Source organism: uncultured Winogradskyella sp. (assembly GCF_947498005.1).
GTDB lineage: Bacteria > Bacteroidota > Bacteroidia > Flavobacteriales > Flavobacteriaceae > Winogradskyella.
Genome location: NZ_CANMIW010000005.1, coordinates 94,885 through 112,565 on the forward strand (window position 1 = coordinate 94,885; position 17,681 = coordinate 112,565).

20 protein-coding genes are annotated in these 17,681 nt (G+C 31.3%); 11 read left to right on the forward strand and 9 right to left on the reverse strand.

The window, feature by feature from the left end; all coding sequences use genetic code 11:
* Positions 1-95: 95 nt before the first annotated feature.
* The 4 genes from Q0891_RS10450 to Q0891_RS10465 all read right to left on the reverse strand — a co-directional run bounded on the left by Q0891_RS10450 (position 96) and on the right by Q0891_RS10465 (position 3,638).
* On the reverse strand, positions 96-824 hold the full coding sequence (locus tag Q0891_RS10450; protein ID WP_299101416.1) for a head GIN domain-containing protein: 729 nt from the start codon (positions 822-824) through the stop codon (positions 96-98).
* Between the two features lie 130 nt (positions 825-954).
* A complete protein-coding gene (locus Q0891_RS10455; RefSeq protein ID WP_299101418.1) occupies positions 955-2,763 on the reverse strand; it encodes a PspC domain-containing protein in 1,809 nt (602 codons plus the stop codon).
* Entirely contained in the window at positions 2,760-3,101 is a 342-nt protein-coding gene (locus tag Q0891_RS10460; RefSeq protein WP_020896132.1) for a PadR family transcriptional regulator, read from the reverse strand. Before Q0891_RS10460 ends, Q0891_RS10455 begins: the two co-directional genes overlap by 4 nt.
* A 90-nt stretch (positions 3,102-3,191) precedes the next feature.
* The gene (locus Q0891_RS10465; protein WP_299101419.1) at positions 3,192-3,638 is read right to left on the reverse strand and encodes a DUF4870 domain-containing protein; all 447 of its coding nucleotides are present in this window, start codon (positions 3,636-3,638) and stop codon (positions 3,192-3,194) included.
* A gap of 147 nt (positions 3,639-3,785) precedes the next feature.
* Here Q0891_RS10465 and Q0891_RS10470 point away from each other — a divergent pair, with 147 nt between their 5' ends.
* The 7 genes from Q0891_RS10470 (at position 3,786) to Q0891_RS10500 (ending at position 8,990) form a co-directional block, all read left to right on the forward strand.
* Positions 3,786-4,241: a DUF4442 domain-containing protein gene (locus Q0891_RS10470; RefSeq protein ID WP_299101421.1), complete on the forward strand. Its 456-nt coding sequence runs from the start codon at positions 3,786-3,788 to the stop codon at positions 4,239-4,241.
* Positions 4,242-4,326: 85 nt separating this feature from the next.
* Positions 4,327-5,151: a TIGR00266 family protein gene (locus Q0891_RS10475; protein WP_299101423.1), complete on the forward strand. Its 825-nt coding sequence runs from the start codon at positions 4,327-4,329 to the stop codon at positions 5,149-5,151.
* Positions 5,152-5,373: 222 nt separating this feature from the next.
* Positions 5,374-5,571, forward strand: coding sequence for a hypothetical protein (locus Q0891_RS10480; RefSeq protein WP_299101425.1), 198 nt, complete (start codon positions 5,374-5,376; stop codon positions 5,569-5,571).
* Between the two features lie 91 nt (positions 5,572-5,662).
* Positions 5,663-6,040 (forward strand): hypothetical protein, encoded by a 378-nt coding sequence (locus Q0891_RS10485; protein ID WP_299101427.1) that lies wholly within the window; start codon positions 5,663-5,665, stop codon positions 6,038-6,040.
* Positions 6,041-6,105: 65 nt separating this feature from the next.
* Positions 6,106-6,906, forward strand: a complete 801-nt coding sequence (locus Q0891_RS10490; protein ID WP_299101429.1) for an MbnP family protein — start codon at positions 6,106-6,108, stop codon at positions 6,904-6,906.
* A gap of 61 nt (positions 6,907-6,967) precedes the next feature.
* Entirely contained in the window at positions 6,968-8,014 is a 1,047-nt protein-coding gene (locus Q0891_RS10495; protein ID WP_299101431.1) for a cytochrome c peroxidase, read from the forward strand.
* A gap of 43 nt (positions 8,015-8,057) precedes the next feature.
* Complete coding sequence (locus Q0891_RS10500; protein ID WP_299101433.1) at positions 8,058-8,990, forward strand: hypothetical protein; 933 nt, start codon at positions 8,058-8,060, stop codon at positions 8,988-8,990.
* A gap of 68 nt (positions 8,991-9,058) precedes the next feature.
* Here Q0891_RS10500 and Q0891_RS10505 read toward each other — a convergent pair whose 3' ends face one another.
* Positions 9,059-9,997, reverse strand: a complete 939-nt coding sequence (locus tag Q0891_RS10505; protein WP_299101435.1) for a LysR substrate-binding domain-containing protein — start codon at positions 9,995-9,997, stop codon at positions 9,059-9,061.
* 102 nt (positions 9,998-10,099) lie between these two features.
* On the opposite strand from Q0891_RS10505, the gene Q0891_RS10510 reads away from it, so the two are divergent.
* On the forward strand, positions 10,100-10,579 hold the full coding sequence (locus Q0891_RS10510) for a Dps family protein (protein WP_299101437.1): 480 nt from the start codon (positions 10,100-10,102) through the stop codon (positions 10,577-10,579).
* 70 nt (positions 10,580-10,649) lie between these two features.
* Here Q0891_RS10510 and Q0891_RS10515 read toward each other — a convergent pair whose 3' ends face one another.
* On the reverse strand, positions 10,650-11,969 hold the full coding sequence (locus tag Q0891_RS10515) for a hypothetical protein (protein ID WP_299101439.1): 1,320 nt from the start codon (positions 11,967-11,969) through the stop codon (positions 10,650-10,652).
* Positions 11,970-12,101: 132 nt separating this feature from the next.
* On the opposite strand from Q0891_RS10515, the gene Q0891_RS10520 reads away from it, so the two are divergent.
* Genes Q0891_RS10520 through Q0891_RS10530 form a run of 3 tightly spaced genes read left to right on the forward strand, consistent with a single transcriptional unit; the run spans position 12,102 to position 15,889 of the window.
* Positions 12,102-12,614, forward strand: a complete 513-nt coding sequence (locus Q0891_RS10520; protein ID WP_299101441.1) for an RNA polymerase sigma factor — start codon at positions 12,102-12,104, stop codon at positions 12,612-12,614.
* Positions 12,615-12,671: 57 nt separating this feature from the next.
* Positions 12,672-13,586 (forward strand): FecR family protein, encoded by a 915-nt coding sequence (locus tag Q0891_RS10525; protein ID WP_299101443.1) that lies wholly within the window; start codon positions 12,672-12,674, stop codon positions 13,584-13,586.
* Between the two features lie 29 nt (positions 13,587-13,615).
* On the forward strand, positions 13,616-15,889 hold the full coding sequence (locus tag Q0891_RS10530) for a TonB-dependent receptor (RefSeq protein ID WP_299101445.1): 2,274 nt from the start codon (positions 13,616-13,618) through the stop codon (positions 15,887-15,889).
* 69 nt (positions 15,890-15,958) lie between these two features.
* On the opposite strand, the gene Q0891_RS10535 is transcribed toward Q0891_RS10530, so the two are convergent.
* The 3 genes from Q0891_RS10535 to Q0891_RS10545 all read right to left on the reverse strand — a co-directional run bounded on the left by Q0891_RS10535 (position 15,959) and on the right by Q0891_RS10545 (position 17,654).
* Entirely contained in the window at positions 15,959-16,375 is a 417-nt protein-coding gene (locus Q0891_RS10535; protein WP_299101447.1) for a DUF2141 domain-containing protein, read from the reverse strand.
* Between the two features lie 131 nt (positions 16,376-16,506).
* Positions 16,507-17,238, reverse strand: a complete 732-nt coding sequence (locus tag Q0891_RS10540; protein ID WP_299101448.1) for a sterol desaturase family protein — start codon at positions 17,236-17,238, stop codon at positions 16,507-16,509.
* A 74-nt stretch (positions 17,239-17,312) separates the two neighbouring features.
* The gene (locus Q0891_RS10545; protein ID WP_299101450.1) at positions 17,313-17,654 is read right to left on the reverse strand and encodes a hypothetical protein; all 342 of its coding nucleotides are present in this window, start codon (positions 17,652-17,654) and stop codon (positions 17,313-17,315) included.
* Positions 17,655-17,681 lie beyond the last annotated feature (27 nt).

The window sequence follows — 17,681 nt, forward strand, 5'->3', positions numbered from 1 at the left end:
CCAAACTCTACAAAGAATTTGAAATGGCCTACAATTGATTGGTTATTAGTCTTTTGTTAAGATTGTTTTGTTCTACTTTATCAGTAAAACTAAATTTAGTCTTGTCGCACACGACCTGCCGACGAGTCTGCTGTTTCTATTTTTTCTGGGTTTCCTGAATATCTAATATCGCCACCACTTGTTGCTTTAGCAATTAACGTCTTGGAAGTGTTAACAGAAATATCAGCACCACTAGTGGCTCTAACATCTGAGGATTCAGCTTGTAAATCTGATGCATCAATATCACTTCCACTTGTTGCATTGGCATAAAGTGTTTCAGTAATTCCACTAACTTCTATTTCGCTTCCACTGGTCGTGCTACATTCTAACTTCTTAGTTTTTACATCTACTTTAATATGCGTGCCACTAGTTGTATGAAGCTCTAATTTATCCACTTCTAATGTATTCTTAGAATAAACACTGCTTCCGCTTGTACCTTTAATAGAAGATATGGTTTCAATATTTAATAATACTTTTTTTGAAGTTGCTCGTCTAATGTTTTCTGTAGAATAAATTCTTAATGTTCCGTCTACGACTTCAGTCATTATAAGATCCATAAGGTTTTCATCTGCCTCAACAGTTAATGCTATATTATTAGATTGTGTAATGTAAAGGTCTATACCTTGGCTAATTTTAATCGATTCGAAATCGTTAGAGATGCTACGCTCTACATTAATAACATTGCCATTGCCATCTACTCCTGGTCCTAAATTCATAGAAAAGTTGCAAGATAGAAGCATTAAACTAATAACACTTGTCACGATAATTTTGGTTAGTGTACTCATAATGATTGATTGTTTTTCTATATCATTTTGTAATTGATATAGATGATTGATGATTTTTATTTTTGTGTAAATTTAAATGGATTAATATGTGCTATAAATTATAATATGATGAATTGTAGATTATTAATACTCAATTGTCAATAACTTCAATGTTAACACCATCGGTATCATTAATTGTATGATTTACTTTAGCTTTTTTGCTTATTGAAGTTGTATCTATTACAGTTGTATTAGATTCTACTTTGTCTTCTGTATTTTCAGTTTCATTGCCTTCTTCAGTTTCAGTAAAGCAGTCTAAACATTCTACATCGTCTTCAATAACTTTTAGATATTGATTTCGCATATCTCTTTTAAGAATGTTGTTTGTAGATCTATAATTTCTATAAAAGTTGTGTGTATTATTATTTGCAAAAAATACAGAACCTTCGGGCAAATAAATAATAACCTCAATATGCTGATCACTAAATTTATTTAATGCATCCGTAATTAAATAAGAGTCTAGTCTCAATTCATTATTAACAATTGTATAATTATAATTAATGTCTTGAGCACGTTCTCTCGCTAAATCGTAATTACTTCCTCTTGCAAATCCATTTATTTTAATGCGAGCTATTGAATCTGTTGTTGATTTAACTATTAATCTAATATCAGTTGTAGATATAATACTATTATCATTATCAGTTGGCATAATTTTATAGCCGTTATAATCGCTGTACAAATGCTTGTTGTAGTCGTCATGACTTACCATTTTTATTTTTAATGTGTCGCCAGAAGTAATATTAAGAGGTGCTTCAACTTGTGTAAAATTGGCATCATAGGCATGTTCAGTTGCTTGCTTAACACCTGTAATGACTAAACCTATAATTGCCATAATCCAAAGTCCTAACAATGTAAATTTGGCAATGCTACCTATAGATTTTAGGTTGTTTACTAGAATTTTGAGACCTAAATAGAAGACAAAGAAAAACGGTATTCCTATTACAAAAAACAATAATAAGGACATTAACCAAATAGGAATATTCGCGGTATTAGATGCATGAATAAAATCCATACCAGGAAAATGAACTGCATTTGTTACACCTACCGTAAAAAAGGCTACGATTAAAGCAATAATTGCACTAAGCCCAATAATGATTAAGAGAACACCAATAAACTTGGCTATCACTTTTAGAAAAAACATAATTATTGTGCCTATAGTTTCAAAAAATGATTGAGAACTCGATTTTAGTTTATTACTCTGTTTCTGAAAATCGACACTTTTTACGGTTTCGGAAATATTATCAGAAACATGGTCAAAACCTTCCTTTAATTTGTCGCCATGTTTCTTTAAATCAACATTTTTTACGGTTTCTGAGACTGTATCAATGCCGTCTTTAATTTTTTTTTCAATGTTACTGATGTTAACCGGATCACCAGTCATGGTCAGTTTTTCTGCAGTAGACTTGGCTTCGGGTATTAAAGCCCATAAAATAATGTAAAGTAAAACACCTGTACCAGCACTAAAGAAAAGAATAACCCAAATAAGTCTAATCCATAATGCGTCAATACCAAAATAATGACCTAAACCTGCAGCAACACCACCAACATAAGAATTGTCTGTATCTCTAAATAAACGCCTAGTTGAGGCAGATTTTTGTCTGTATTGTTGTTTTGGTTCATCTTCAAAGATTTCATCATCTACAAGATAATCTTCAGGTTGTCCCATTATAGTGATAACCTCGTCTACGAGCTTAATACCAACTACTTGCTTTTCGTTTTGTATGCGTTCTGAAAATAGCTCAGCAATTCTCGCTTCAATATCTGCAATAATTTCTGAACGACCTTGAGAGTCTGTAAATGAACGTTTTATAGCCTCAAGATAGCGCGATAACTTAAGGTATGCATCTTCATCTATATGGAAGAATATACCTGCTAAATTTATATTGACTGTTTTATTCATTTCTTTGGTGTTTTTGTATTGGTGACTAGGTTAACGGCATTTTGTAAATCGCTCCATGTGGAGTTTAATTCATTCAGAAACAGTTTGCCTGTTTCTGTAAGACCATAATATTTTCTTGGTGGTCCTGAGGTGGATTCTTCCCAACGATAATTGAGTAATCCAGCATTTTTTAATCTTGTTAATAGTGGATAAATAGTACCTTCTACAACAAGCATTTTTGCATCTTTTAAAGTGCCCAGAATTTCTGCTACGTAAGCATCTTCATCTTTTAAGATTGATAGTATGCAATACTCCAGAACACCTTTACGCATTTGTGCTTTTGTGTTTTCTATTTTCATGTGTTATGAGTCTTTAATTCTATTAAACTGTTCATTTTTTGATTGATGATTTATGGTGATTTATTCAGCGAGTGATGAAGTCGTAAATTGTTATTTTAAAAAGTTAATTGTGAGAGGATAAGTAAATTCTTGTCCATCTCTAGCGGATAAACTAGCTTTTACAATAAGTGCTAATTCAATTATAAAAGCAATAACTGCTAAAGCGCCTAAACCGCCTCCTATATATAATAGAGGTGAAGGTTCTCCTATGTTGATATGGAAATTGTTGAAACCAGGAAAATCTAAGACATCCATATTTCTAAATACTTTGAATATAAAAAAGGGTACACTTATGGTTCCTATAATTATTGCATATAGTAAAACACTAATCTGAAAATTTATCGCCTGCTTTCCATGTTGATCAATAAAGGTTGATTTGTCTTTATTTGCTGCCCATAAAATTATAGGTCCTATAAAATTTCCAAAAGGAATAAAAAACCTTGAAAAGGTAGATAAATGAATAAATGTGGCTAAATTTTTATGATGTGTGTCTAACATAATATAAAAGTATATAATAGTTGCTTATACAAATATATGTCTTTAAAAAGGTATTATGTTACGCATAGTACTAAAAATTAACATTTTATTAACATTAGCGAAGTCGTTAATTTTAAATTATTTTAGTGCTAAATTTTAACTATATATATGAAAATTACACCATCAAAACTTAATAGCTATCTAATGTTTAAACTTCCTGCGGCTTATTTTACAGGTGTAAGAACTAAACAATTAGATGATAATACTTGTGTGGTAACGGTAAAACATCGTTGGGTAAATCAAAATCCTTTTAAATCTATGTTTTGGGCAGTGCAAGGTATGGCTGCCGAATTAACAACTGGTGCTTTGGTAATGAATAAAATAAGAGATAGTGGTAAAAAAGTATCGATGCTTGTGGCATCTAATAATGCGTCATTCTCAAAAAAAGCTACAGGAAGAATAACGTTTAGCTGTACTGAGGGAAACTTAATTGATGATGCCATTAATAAAGCCATTGAAACTGGAGAAGGGCAAACAGTTTGGTTAAATTCTAAAGGGATTAATGAAGAAGGTGTAGAAGTATCTACCTTCAATTTTCAATGGACGCTAAAAGTAAAAGCTTAAATTAATTAATACCTAAGGTGTTGTAACAAAGTTTAGAAAATATCTACATATAACTGAATCAATTAAATCATTTTAATAATTAGCTATGGAAAGATTACCAGACAATAATAATAGACAAGCACACGAAATAAATTATCGTATTTACGGAGAAGAAATGCAATACGTGGAAATAGAACTAGATCCACAAGAAGGTGTTGTAGCAGAGTCAGGAAGTTTTATGATGATGGATGATGGTATAAAAATGGATACCATATTTGGTGATGGATCTCAAAAGGATACTGGTTTTTTAGGTAAAATTTTAGGTGCAGGGAAAAGAATTCTAACAGGTGAAAGCTTGTTTATGACAGCTTTTTATAATGACTTAACGGGTAAACGAAACGTGTCTTTTGCTTCTCCATATCCTGGAAAAATTATTCCAATAGATTTAACAGAGTTTGGAGGGAAATTTATTTGCCAGAAAGATGCATTTTTATGTGCAGCAAAAGGTGTTAGTATTGGTGTAGAGTTTTCTAAAAAATTAGGTCGTGGACTTTTTGGTGGAGAAGGCTTTATAATGCAAAAACTGGAAGGTGATGGTATGGCTTTTGTGCATGCTGGTGGTACTACAGCCGTTAAAACTTTAGCAGCAGGTGAAACACTGCGAGTAGATACTGGCTGTATAATTGGTTTTACTCAAAGCATAGATTACGATATAGAATTTGTTGGCGGAATTAAAAACTCCATATTTGGTGGAGAAGGGTTGTTTTTTGCAAAATTACAAGGGCCAGGAAAAGTGTATATTCAATCGTTACCATTTAGCAGATTGGCTGGTAGAGTTTTAGCGTCTGTTCCTAGAGGCGGAAAATCTAAAGGTGAAGGCAGTATTTTAGGCGGTATTGGAGATTTATTAGATGGTGATAATCGATTTTAATCAAGCTGTAAATTGCTTTATATTAGCTATTTAAATTGTAAAAGTTCTCTTTTTAAATTTGAAGATTTAGTTGATAAATTCAAATAGTTTAACATAAAAAGCTGTTAAACTTTTTATGAACTAAATTCGATTCCATTTTTTTTGCTACCTTTAAAGTGAATTAAAAATCAAAGCCTATATTTAGAAATCTACTTTTGTTAAACCTAAAACTTAAAATATCCTATGGCAAGAGCAATGTATGAGTACACTAAGACAGTACTTGGCAAAGTCAGTTTTGATGCTGCTTTATTCTGCAAGGAAGTTCAAAAAGCAGTGAGACGATTATTACCTCACGAGCTTGAAGAACTTAGAATTTATATTCAGTCCCTAATCAATCAAAACCCAGAATTAGATCAATGTTTAATTTATTTGAAAGCATAACGAAAAAAGCGACTTACGAGTCACTTTTTTTATGATTTCTTTTTTTGCTTTCGTTGATTTTAAATCTACCTTTGTAAAAAAAATATTACACTTGAGACAAGTAGTAATCTTCATATTATTTTTATCTTTTGCTTTAAGACCATTATACTTTGTTGGTAACGTTATGTATTACCAACTAAATATCGATTACATCATTGAGACGTATTGTGTTAATACAGATAAGCCAGAATTACAATGTAACGGTAAATGTCATTTAGCAAAGCAACTTACTGCGCTAGACACTACAGACGATAGTGGTAAAGCTGTTTTAAGTTTGTTCGATTCGTTTTTTCCTGTATTTTCAGAAAATATAAGTCCTTTTGAATTTAATAGTCATAATTTATATATGGCTAAACAAAAAATAGCATTTAGCACTCAGAATTATATGTTTAATTTTGAATACTTCCACTTTAAACCACCTATGGTATAGTTTTATTTTTCGACTAGGATTTTCAATCCTAAACATCCTTAAATTATAAAATAAAACATATACAAATGAAATTACTAAAATATACATTTGCACTATTGGCGTGCGCAATACTGACTAATTGTTCTACGGACAATGATGATAATGAAGAAAATTTATCGGGTCAGAGTGGAGACTTAATACTTAAATTTGACAATTCCGTTGGAGATCAAGATTTTATCTTTGGCACAACGTATTCTAAATCTAATAGCGAAACATTTCAATTATCAAATCTAAAATACATTATCAGTAATGTAAGAGTAACGGATAATGAAGGCAATACGTTTTATTATCCTGAAGAAGAAAACGTGTTTATAGTTAGTGAATCAAATGGCAACAATGCAGGCGAAATTTATGTTACTTTAAATGATGTTGATGCCGCAAACTATACGCAAATAACGTTTGGGATTGGTATTGATCAAGATCGTTTTGCATTAGGTGCAGATGGTCAAGGCGATTTCTTAGAGTTAGCTTCAGAGGAAGGTATGATGTGGAGTTGGGCTTCTGGCTACAAATTTGTGCGTTTCGATGGCACATTTTCTACACCATCTGTTACTGATGAGCCGTTAAATGTTCATATGGGAAGTGTTGGTACATCTTTAGATAATTATAAGGAAGTAACATTAAATTTTCCCAATACTGTTTTAGTGAGAGAGGATAGCTCTCCAGAGGTTCATATTGTAGCAGATATTTCTAAGGTTTTTGATGGTGTGATGACTGCAAACTTCGCAGACGGTTATGATCAAGTACATACTGATGCTACCGAAACACCTATAATTGCTACAAATATTCAATCGATGTTTGAGGTTCATCACATACATAACGATTAATCAATATCGAATCATTGAGAGTTTTATTTAGCTCTCAATGATTTAATAAATTTTATTGATTATGAAAAAAGTAACCTTATTAATTGTTGCTATTGTCACTGTATTTTCTTGTTCAGAACCTTCAGAAATAGCAACATACGAACCTGTCATTTTAGATGTACAAGTGCCTTCAAATTTTCCTGATATTGTTTATAATTTAGACAATAATCAGGTTACAGAAGCGGGTTTTGAACTAGGTAAAGATCTGTTTTATGAAGGTAAACTATCTTCTAACAACGCCATAGCATGTGCATTTTGTCACGAGCAAGCTTTTGCATTTACACACCATGGTCATAACTTAAGTCATGGTGTTAATGGAGGAGTAGGTTTTAGAAATGCTCAACCTATTCAAAATTTAGCATACCAAACCTCATTTATGTGGGATGGTGCAGCCTCGCATTTAGATTTACAACCAATTATTCCTCTAACAAGTGAGGTAGAAATGGGAGAAACGTTAAGTAACGTTATTTCAAAATTAGAAGCGGATTCCTATTATCAAGAGCAATTTGCAAGAGCATTCGAAGGTGGTGAGGTAAACACCGAGAACATGCTGAAGGCCTTATCTCAGTTTATGATTATGATGGTGTCTTCTAATTCTAAATATGATAAATATGTGAGAAATGAGGACAACATCACTTTTACTCAATTAGAATCTGATGGCCTGAATACGTTTCAGAATAAATGTGCCACATGCCATGCAACTGATTTATTTACGGACCAAAGTTTTAGAAATAATGGTTTGTCTATAAATCCGCAACTAAATGATTTAGGACGTTACGATATATTAGAGAACACCGAAGATTTATACAAATTTAAAGTGCCTAGCTTAAGAAATGTAGAAGTAACGTATCCATACATGCATGATGGTAGATTTGCTACGCTAGAAGTTGTTTTAGATTTTTACGATTCTGCTGTGGTCGACAACGGAAATGTAGATGATGAATTATTGAGAGCAGATGGCAGCTATGGTATAACACTTAGTGATTACGAGAAAGAAAGTTTAATTGCTTTTTTACAAACTTTAACTGATTACGAATTTTTAGAAGATGAACGATTTGCCGAATTTTAATTTTAGATATGCAATACTTAGTTTGTTATTGCTTTGTAATACAATGATGTACGCTCATTATCCCAATACCATTTGTAATAACCATAATTCTGAAGCTTGGTTTTGTGATTTATGCGGTTGCTCAACAAGTAGTGGAAGTTTTGGGTATGGTACACTAAGCAATACAAATTTTGTAGGTTTACGATACATTTATCAAAACTTTGAATCGAAAGCTGGTATTTTTAGTAATTCACCAATTAGTAAAGAAACCTTCAATACTGTACAATTATGGGCTCAAGTACCCATTAATGATTCGTTTTATGTTACAGCGAATGTGCCATATCAAGATTTGACTAGAAAATTTGAAGGCGAACGAGAAAACCTAAATGGATTAGGAGATATTAGCGCTATTGGTTGGTATAAAATTATGTTTTATAAGAAAAAGATAACCGACAGCACAGCTATTGATTATAGTCTCACAAAAGAACCTTCAGGTCACTCTATTCAATTTGGCATTGGTGTTAAGCTGCCTACTGGTACATTTGAAGAACGACTGGCAGATAATGTAAATCCAGGATTTCAAGTTGGTACAGGCAGTGTAGATGGTGTTTTCTCTGTTGGTTATAACTACGGAAGTGATAGAATAGGTGTAAATACATTATTCAGTTATTACCTAAAAGGTGAGAATAAAAATAATTACCAGTTTGGTAATCAATTCAGTTATTCTACCAATGTATATACCGTTTTCTCAGGAGAAAAAATGAATGTTATGCCTTTTTTAGGCTTGTCTGGTGATGTGTATAATTCAATAAAGCAGTACGACGAAACCTTGCAAGATACAGATGGTAGTATTCTAAATGCTTCATTGGGTTCAGAGTTGGCAATAGATAAATTTATCTTTGGTGCTAATTATTCCTTACCTGTAAGTCAAAGTTTGTTTGGAGATAATGTAAAATCGAAACAACGATTTTCCGTTTACGTCAACTTTGCACTATAAGTAATGTCTTTTTAATAAAATAAACCTCGTAATATGTAATTCTTATTACGAGGTTTTTTATGAATAGATTATTTAGCCTTAGGACTAATAATTTCTACATTCTGAAAAGCAATTGCACCACGAATAACACCAGAAATGACATCATGTAATGCATTAATTATTTGCATTTTTAGTTCACTTTTATGATAAATGATACTCACTTCTCTTGCAGGTGAAGGTTCTGTAAAATGCCTTAAATTAGAATTCATTTTTTCTTTTACATCTAACGTGTGCAGATAAGGCAATAATGTCATTCCCATACCTTCATCAGATAATTTTATTAAAGTTTCTATACTACCACTTTCTAATTGAAAGTTTTCATCCACTTGATTTTTAAATACCTTGCAAAGATTAATGACACCATCTCTAAAACAGTGACCATCCTCTAAGAGCAGCATATCTTCAATATCTAAGTCTCTTACTTCAATTGTTTTCATATCCCTTAACCTGTGATTATTTGGAATGTAAGCAACAAATGGTTCGTAATATAAAACACGTTCTTTAATATTATCACTTTCTAAAGGCGTTGCGGCAATGGCAGCATCTAAATGTCCGTCACTAAGACGCGCTAAAATTTCTTCAGTGGTTAATTCTTCAATTTTTAATTTAACTTTAGGAAACTTCTTTATAAAATTCTTCAAGAACATTGGCAATAAAGTAGGCATCACTGTTGGTATAATACCTAATCTAAACTCGCCTCCAATAAACCCTTTTTGTTGATCTACAATATCTTGTATTCTATCAGCTTCATTTACAATATTTCTTGCTTGAAAAACTATTTTACGTCCAACATCGGTCAATTCAATAGGTTTTTTTCCTCTATCAAAAATTATAATGTCCAATTCATCTTCAAGCTTCTGAATTTGAGTACTTAGTGTAGGCTGAGTCACAAAACAATGTTCAGCTGCTTTTGTGAAGTTCTTATGTTCTGCAATGGCTAATGCATATTTAAGTTGTGTAATGGTCATAACTATTAATTTTGGTTATAAAAGTATTAAAAGTATTCATAAAAACTATACTATTTGTTGCTTATTTCAACCGTAAATTTGTGTAAATAAAAAAAATATATCATGACACTAAATAGCATAGGTTTAGATACCAAAAAAACAGAACAATTAGCTGAAGAATTAAATCAGTTATTAGCAAATTTTCAATTGTATTATCAAAATTTGAGAGGTATTCATTGGAATATTAAAGGACGAGGATTTTTTGATCTTCATGTTAAATTTGAAGAATTATACACAGATACCAACGTTAAGGTAGATGAAATCGCAGAGCGTATTTTAACTTTGGGAGCAACACCTTTACATACGTTTGACGATTATACAAAAGCAGCAAAAGTTCCTGTAGGAAAAAATATTTCTAAGGATGAAAAAGCAGTGCAGCTCATAGTAGACTCTTTAAGTCAGTTGTTAGAAATGGAGCGATCTATTTTAGAAATGGCAGGCGATGCTAATGATGAAGGAACAAACTCAATGATGAGCGATTTTATTACCGAACAAGAAAAAACAGTTTGGATGATGAAAGCGTGGTTAGGTGAAACTGTATAGAAATATACAATTAGAATTAAAAATCCCTTCAAATTTATGTTTGAAGGGATTTTTTTTGATATTATTTTAATTAATTACAAGATCTGCTTAGTTCCATTACGTCTCCATTGGTTAGTAGCAGAGAAATTGAGCAAGGTAAATCGCAATCTACAACCATCCATTGACCTGTTGCTTGTTGCAAGTCTGGGCCAGAAAAACTCAATGACAACATATTACCAGAAATAGGATTTTCTACTGCAGACCATGTGCCTGAAAACGTATTTCCATCAGATGTCCATTGTAAAGAGCCGTCAGCATTAAATGAAATTTCATAACCATTCAAATCTTGAGAACCATTAATATTACTTACTGTCCAACCTGAATTTTCTACTAGAGCAGTTGTGATTGCACTTGGTAAACATAATGGATTTCCAGAATTACAGGCCACAAAATCAGCTTCCGTATAACCATCACAAAGTGCTAAACAAGCATTGTTATATGAAACTGTTAGAATATTACCACTTGTATCAATTACTTCTACGCATACTGGATTAACATTGGCAGGACAAGGGCATCCAAAACAATTTGTTATAATACCTTCTAATTCCTCAGAACTTGTCACATCTACTATATTTCCGTTTTCTAAGGTCACTGAAATAGGATATATAAAATCAAAATCATAAACGTTATAAAGTGTAGTGTTCAATTCTGCTTCAGAGTTAACTTCAATTGTGGTATTACCATCAATAATTACTGAAACCGGGAAATTTAAGCTAAAACACTGATTATTTGTGCTATTGTAGTCTTCTTCACAGTTTTCAACAAAATCATCTGAAGTAAAGCCATCACAAGCAGCAAAACATTCGTTAGAATAAGTTACAATAAAAGTATCTCCATTAGGATTCGTGATTTCTACGCAGACAGGATCGTAAACTTCAAAACATTCACAAGGACCAGCTGTGTTAAAATCGCATGATTCAATTAATGATGTAAATTCACTTTCATTAGTTATTGTTGCAATCTCTATGCTATTGGTAGACTCATTATAAATTTCTACATTAAAAGGAAATGCGATACCGTTTATAAATAAATTATCATTAGAATTTAGCATTACATCTATTAAGCCATCTAAATCTGAGATTGAAACGGTAGTTCCATTATTATAGGCTAAGGTTAAAGGGTACACAAAATCGAAACAAAAATCTAAGACAATATTTCCAGCCGGATTATTAAATTGAGATACGTTGCCGCTATCATCAAATTGTGCTCGTAATTGATCAAGTGTAGTGGTAATTGACTCACTTTCTTCAGTGGTTTGTTGTTCCTCGATTACAGGTTCGTTGTTGGTACAAGCTGTGAATACCAAAAGTATCATAGCAAGACTCAAAATAGTAAGTTTAAACGTTTTCATTGGTGTTGGAATTAAAAAGTTAAAATAAATTATCGAGGTCAATCAACCGTAAGACAACTCAAATTTTAAAAACCCTACTTTTTTCTAAAACTATTTTTTTTATAGTTTTGACGTTGAATTAATTGTATATCAATGTCTAAAAGTAATCGTAATATTTGTCTTTCTAAAACCTTTGAGTTAATATACAATACGTATGCTAAATCCATTAGGCGATTTTTGTTTTTTAAAACACAAGATGCAGACAAGGCAGAAGATATATTACAAGAAACCTTTGTGAAATTATGGAGCAATTGTAGTAATGTTAATTACGACAAGGTAAAAAGTTACCTTTTCAGTACTGCACATAATATGTTTTTAAATGACATAAAACATCAAAAAGTAAAAGACAATTACACAAAGCAATTTAATAAAATTGATAACAATGAGTCTCCTGAGTTTATACTGTTAGAAAAAGAGTTTATGGAGAAATTAGAAGCAACCATAGCAACTCTACCAGATAAACAACGCGAAGTTTTTTTACTAAATAGAATTGAAAAGAAAAAATATAAAGACATAGCAGAGCAACTTAATATTTCGGTAAAGGCTGTTGAGAAAAGAATGCATCTTGCTTTAGTTGTAATGCGCGAAAAAATAGGAAATGTTTAATTTTTTATAATAGAAGTAGGGTTTTAGTTTTTAAAGTTGTCTTAGTTATAGAATATCATGGAAAAAGAAAATACAAATAAAGATGTTTATTTAGCAAAATGGTTAGCTGGTGATTTATCAGACAATCAGCTAAAAGAATTAGTTAGTAGTGTTGATTTTGATGCCTTTTCTAAAATTAGAAAAGGTATTGAAGTCTATGAGCAACTAGAAGCACCAATTGATGAATCTTTTTCTAAAATTCAAGATCGTATTAAAACTGAGGAACCTAAAGTTAGACCATTAAAAAAATATTGGTCAATTGCTGCAGCGGCATCTGTAGTATTGTTTTTTGGTTTATTCTTTTTGTTAGATAACGATAATGTTTCTATAGAAACAGGATTTGGCGAGCAAAAAACGATAGCATTATTAGATGGCTCTGAAGTGATTATTAACTCCAGATCAAAAGTATCTTACAATAAGGAAAGTTGGGCAGAACAAAGAATTGTCAACCTAGAAGGCGAAGCGTATTTTAAGGTAGAAAAAGGAAACACGTTTACAGTAAAAACAATAAATGGTAATGTAACTGTTTTAGGAACACAATTTAATGTTATATCTGATGGATCTTATTTTGATGTCGTTTGTTACGAAGGTAAGGTTGCTGTTAAAATTGATGTGTCAGAGCATGTGTTATTGCCATCGCAAACTGTACAGAAATTAAATGGGCTTCCTGCTACATCTAATTTTGTTCAACATATAAAACCAACATGGATAGAAGGCGAGAGTACATTTAGAAGTGTACCAGTAAAATATGTCATTTCAGCTTTAGAAAAGCAATATAATATAACTTTCAATACAATAGAAATTGACGATTCTGTAGTGTTTACAGGCGGTTTTCCACACAATAATCTTAAAGTAGCATTACAAACTGTTTTTGAAACTCTAGACATAAAATATTCTGAAAAAGAAAACCGTAACATTAATCTTAGATATTAAATATGAGGTTAATCAATATCTTTGTTCTAATGTTACTCCCATTACTAGCCTTTTCTCAAGAAGAGGCTTTTTATATAGCTTGTAATAACGAAGATGTTGCGGAGACGTTTACTAGAATTGAAGACACTTATAATGTTTTGTTATCCTATAAAGACGATGATTTCATAGGGAAACGAATAACAATTACCAGAAAAAAGCGAACGCTTTTAGAAGTTTTAGATGCTTTAAAAGAACACGTCGGTTTTGATTATAAGATTATTAATGATCGCTATATAATTATCAATCAGGTGGCAGAAGAAGATTTAAAATTTAATGCCCTAGATAAAGTATTAATTCGGAGTTATTTAACGCGAGGCATAGAAAAACGCAGTGATGGCTCATATATTATTAAACCTATAAAATTAGGTATTTTGCCAGGCCTTACAGAGCCAGATGTTTTAGAAAGTATTCAACTATTACCAGGTGTTTTAAGTCCTAATGAAACCGCAACAAGTTTTTTTGTTCGTGGAGGTGCTTCAGACCAAAATAGACTTATTTGGGATGGCATTACCATTTATCACAGAGGTCATCTTTTTGGAATGATTTCGCCATTAAACCCAAATGTAACCTCTAATATAAAATTTATAAATAAAGGCACTCATGCACGTTATGGCGAACGCTTATCTAGCGTTATAGATATGACGTCTCTTTCTGAAATTCCAAATAAGTTGAAAGCCGAAATTGGTTTTAATGGTATTGCTGGTGATGTTTTGCTAGATATTCCTGTGATTAAAGAGAAAATGAATATTCAAGCGTCATTTAGGCGCAGCTATGCAGATGTTTATGAAACGTTTACATTCAATCAATTAACCGACAAGGTTTTTGATGGTACCAAAATTGAAGATTCTAATGATGGAGCCAATGCGTTTTCTTTTTTAGATTATAATTTAAAACTGAACTTTAAACCAAATAAAAATAATGCCTTCTATGTGAGTCTTATTTCAATTGAAAATGAACTCGATTATAGGTTTAATGATTCCGAAAATAATGCCACATACAGTGATAAATTAAAAATGAATAACTACGGTTATGGTTTAGGCTGGACAATAAACTGGAACAAAAAACTATCGCAGACAACAACGGCATTCTTTTCTGATTATCAACTTAACTATAATTATATAACAAGAGAGGATAATGAACACGTTTCAGATTTTGATAAACGGAATATTATATTCGATTCTGGTATCGTTTCAGAATTAAACTTAGACTTAGCTCCTAAAAGTGCGATTTCTTTAGGTTTTCAATACACTTTAAAGGATGTCGCTTTTGCATTTTTAAATACCACAAACGTATCATTTATTTTAGACGAAGAAAAAAGTGTTATTGAATCTCATAGTTTATATGGTAGCTACGCGTATAAAAACCCAAAACTTTTTGATGTCATTGTTGGTTTACGTTCTAGCTATTTTAAACAATTGGATGCTGTAAGATTAGAGCCAAGATTACAGTTGCTAAAACCTGTTTTTAAGCATCTAAAATTACAAGCAACTGCCGAAATCAAAAACCAGATTATTAGCGAAATTGATGAAACTATTTTAAGTGATTTGTCATTAGAAAATAGACTTTGGCGATTAGCAGATGGTGATGAATTTCCTATAATCAATAGCCAACATGTTTCTGCAGGATTAATTTATAATAAGAGTAATTTAAGTATTGATGTAGATGCTTATTACAAGAAACTTAAAAATATAACAGCGTTGTCTTTAGGGTTTTTAAATCCTGAAAACAGCAATTTTAACATTGGAAAACAACGTGTTTTTGGTGTTGATGTATTTGCAAAAAAGCGATTTAATAACATTAATACTTGGCTGAGTTATTCATATAATAGGTCTATAAGTAATTTTGAAAATCTTAATGACAGTAGAGACTTTAAGTCTAAATCTAATGCTACACACGCGGTCTCAACGGCTTTAAGTTATAAGTTAAATAAGTTTCAATTGGCTTTGGGTTGGAAATGGCAAACCGGAAAACCTTATACTAAATCTGATGAAAGTGATGATGGTTTAACATTTAATGATGGTATTAATAATGGTGAGTTGCCAAATTATCATCGCTTAGATTTTTCATCAACTTATAGTTTTAAATTCTCTGAACAAAATAACTTACGAGGAAAAATAGGTTTGTCAATTAGAAATATTTATAATCGGAATAACTTAATTAGCAGAGAATATAGAGGTAATAATAGTTTAGATGATTCTATTGAACGCATTGAAAAATATTCATTAGGTATAACTCCAAATATCTTGTTTAGATTGTACTGGTAATTAGACATAAAAAAAGCCATTAATTGCTTAATGACTTTTTTCTTTACATTTTGATTGATGTTGTGATTGTTAGAATCTAATATTTAACTCTAAATCTTTGTCTGCAACTGTAAATTTTGCGTCATCATAATTTGGTGGCCCAAAAGACATAGAGTTATTAGAAACTCCGTAAGATTCTAAAGGCATTCCGTTATCTCTAAAATCCATTTTATCATTACTATTAGCATCATGAAATGCAATAATAGCATAATCTCCAGATTCAACATTTTCAAAAGTAACAGTTATTTTTCCGTCTTTAATTTCAGATTCTGCGGTCATTAAACCTTTACCTTTCATAAATGTGTCAGCCGTATGAAGCGATAATTTTACGGTTCCTTTATCACTCGTAACATTATCTATGGTAACTGTGATGGTAGAACTTTTATCTTGGGCAAAACTGAATAATGTAGTTAATACAAGTGCGAATGTTAAAAATAAATTTTTCATAATAAAATTGATTTAATGGTTAATGTGAAACTGTTCTTTTTTGTTGATGATTCAAATGTCTAAATAATATCTCAGTTTCTAAATTTCAATTTACTGAATTGTATTTTTAATAGGATGAGATGTAATATTTTTTAATTAAAATACTTTTTAACGCTTTGCCATATTCGATTTGGCAGTAAAGGTTCTATTAGTTGTCCAAGGTATGTGTTTGATGTTTCCTCTTTAATTCCATAAGCTTTAGGTTCATGCAGCGGGCAAACATATGTTCCAAATAGTTTATCCATAATTGGAGATATATTAGCATAGTTACCAGCTCTTCTATCTAAATCGTGGTGCCAATGATGTAATTCTGGAGCACCAATTAAAATTCTAAGTGGACCAAGTGGTAATCTTACATTAGAATGTATATATATTGCCCAAATACCCCTAAAAGCAATAATTCCTGCAATGGATTCTAAAGGAAAACCTAATAGATAAGCAGGTAAATTAATAAGCCCAATTGTATAAATTGAATCTAATGGATGTTCTCGGTGCGAGGCTAACCAGTCTAAGTGTTTTGCGCTATGATGAACTTTGTGAAATCGCCATAAAAAATCGACTTTATGCTGTAACCTATGACCACAATAAATTAAGAAATCACTCAAAATTAAAACACTAAGAACTTGCAGAATAAATGGTTGAAACGATATAAATGTTTGAATTTTTTTTGGTACTAAACCAGATAAAGATTCACCAAAATAATTAATTGTCCATAATACTAAACTGCTCCAAACGATATATTGACCAATAAAAAAGCAGAAATCTAAGAACCAGTTTGGACGAAAAATTTTTTGCCCTTTTTTTGCTGGAAACACTTTTTCCATTGGAATGAATACTAGACTAAGAAAAAGATAGCTTAGTACTGTAACTAATATGATATCCCAAATGTCATTATTTATCATTTGACATCCATTGAATCGATTGAAATACTATCTTTACTTAGTAGGTATAAATCTTCTGTGCTAAGGATAATACCAGATTTAGAACTGTAAATAAGTGGTTTAATATTGACTAATGTGTCTTTAATGGTTGTGTCCTTTTTTTTATAATGGTCAACTAATATTAATGATTTTGAAGAAGATATGGTTTCTATTTTTACAATTGAATCCATAGGATTATTGGTTTCATTTGAATTTGATTCATTTTGTTTGTAAAAATAGCCACTTCGATAGCAAATAAAACTTACCAAAAGAGAAATAAAAAGTATGATGGTAAACATTTTTATTAAACTCCTTTTCATTTTATTAAGTTTTTAATAAAGTTACAA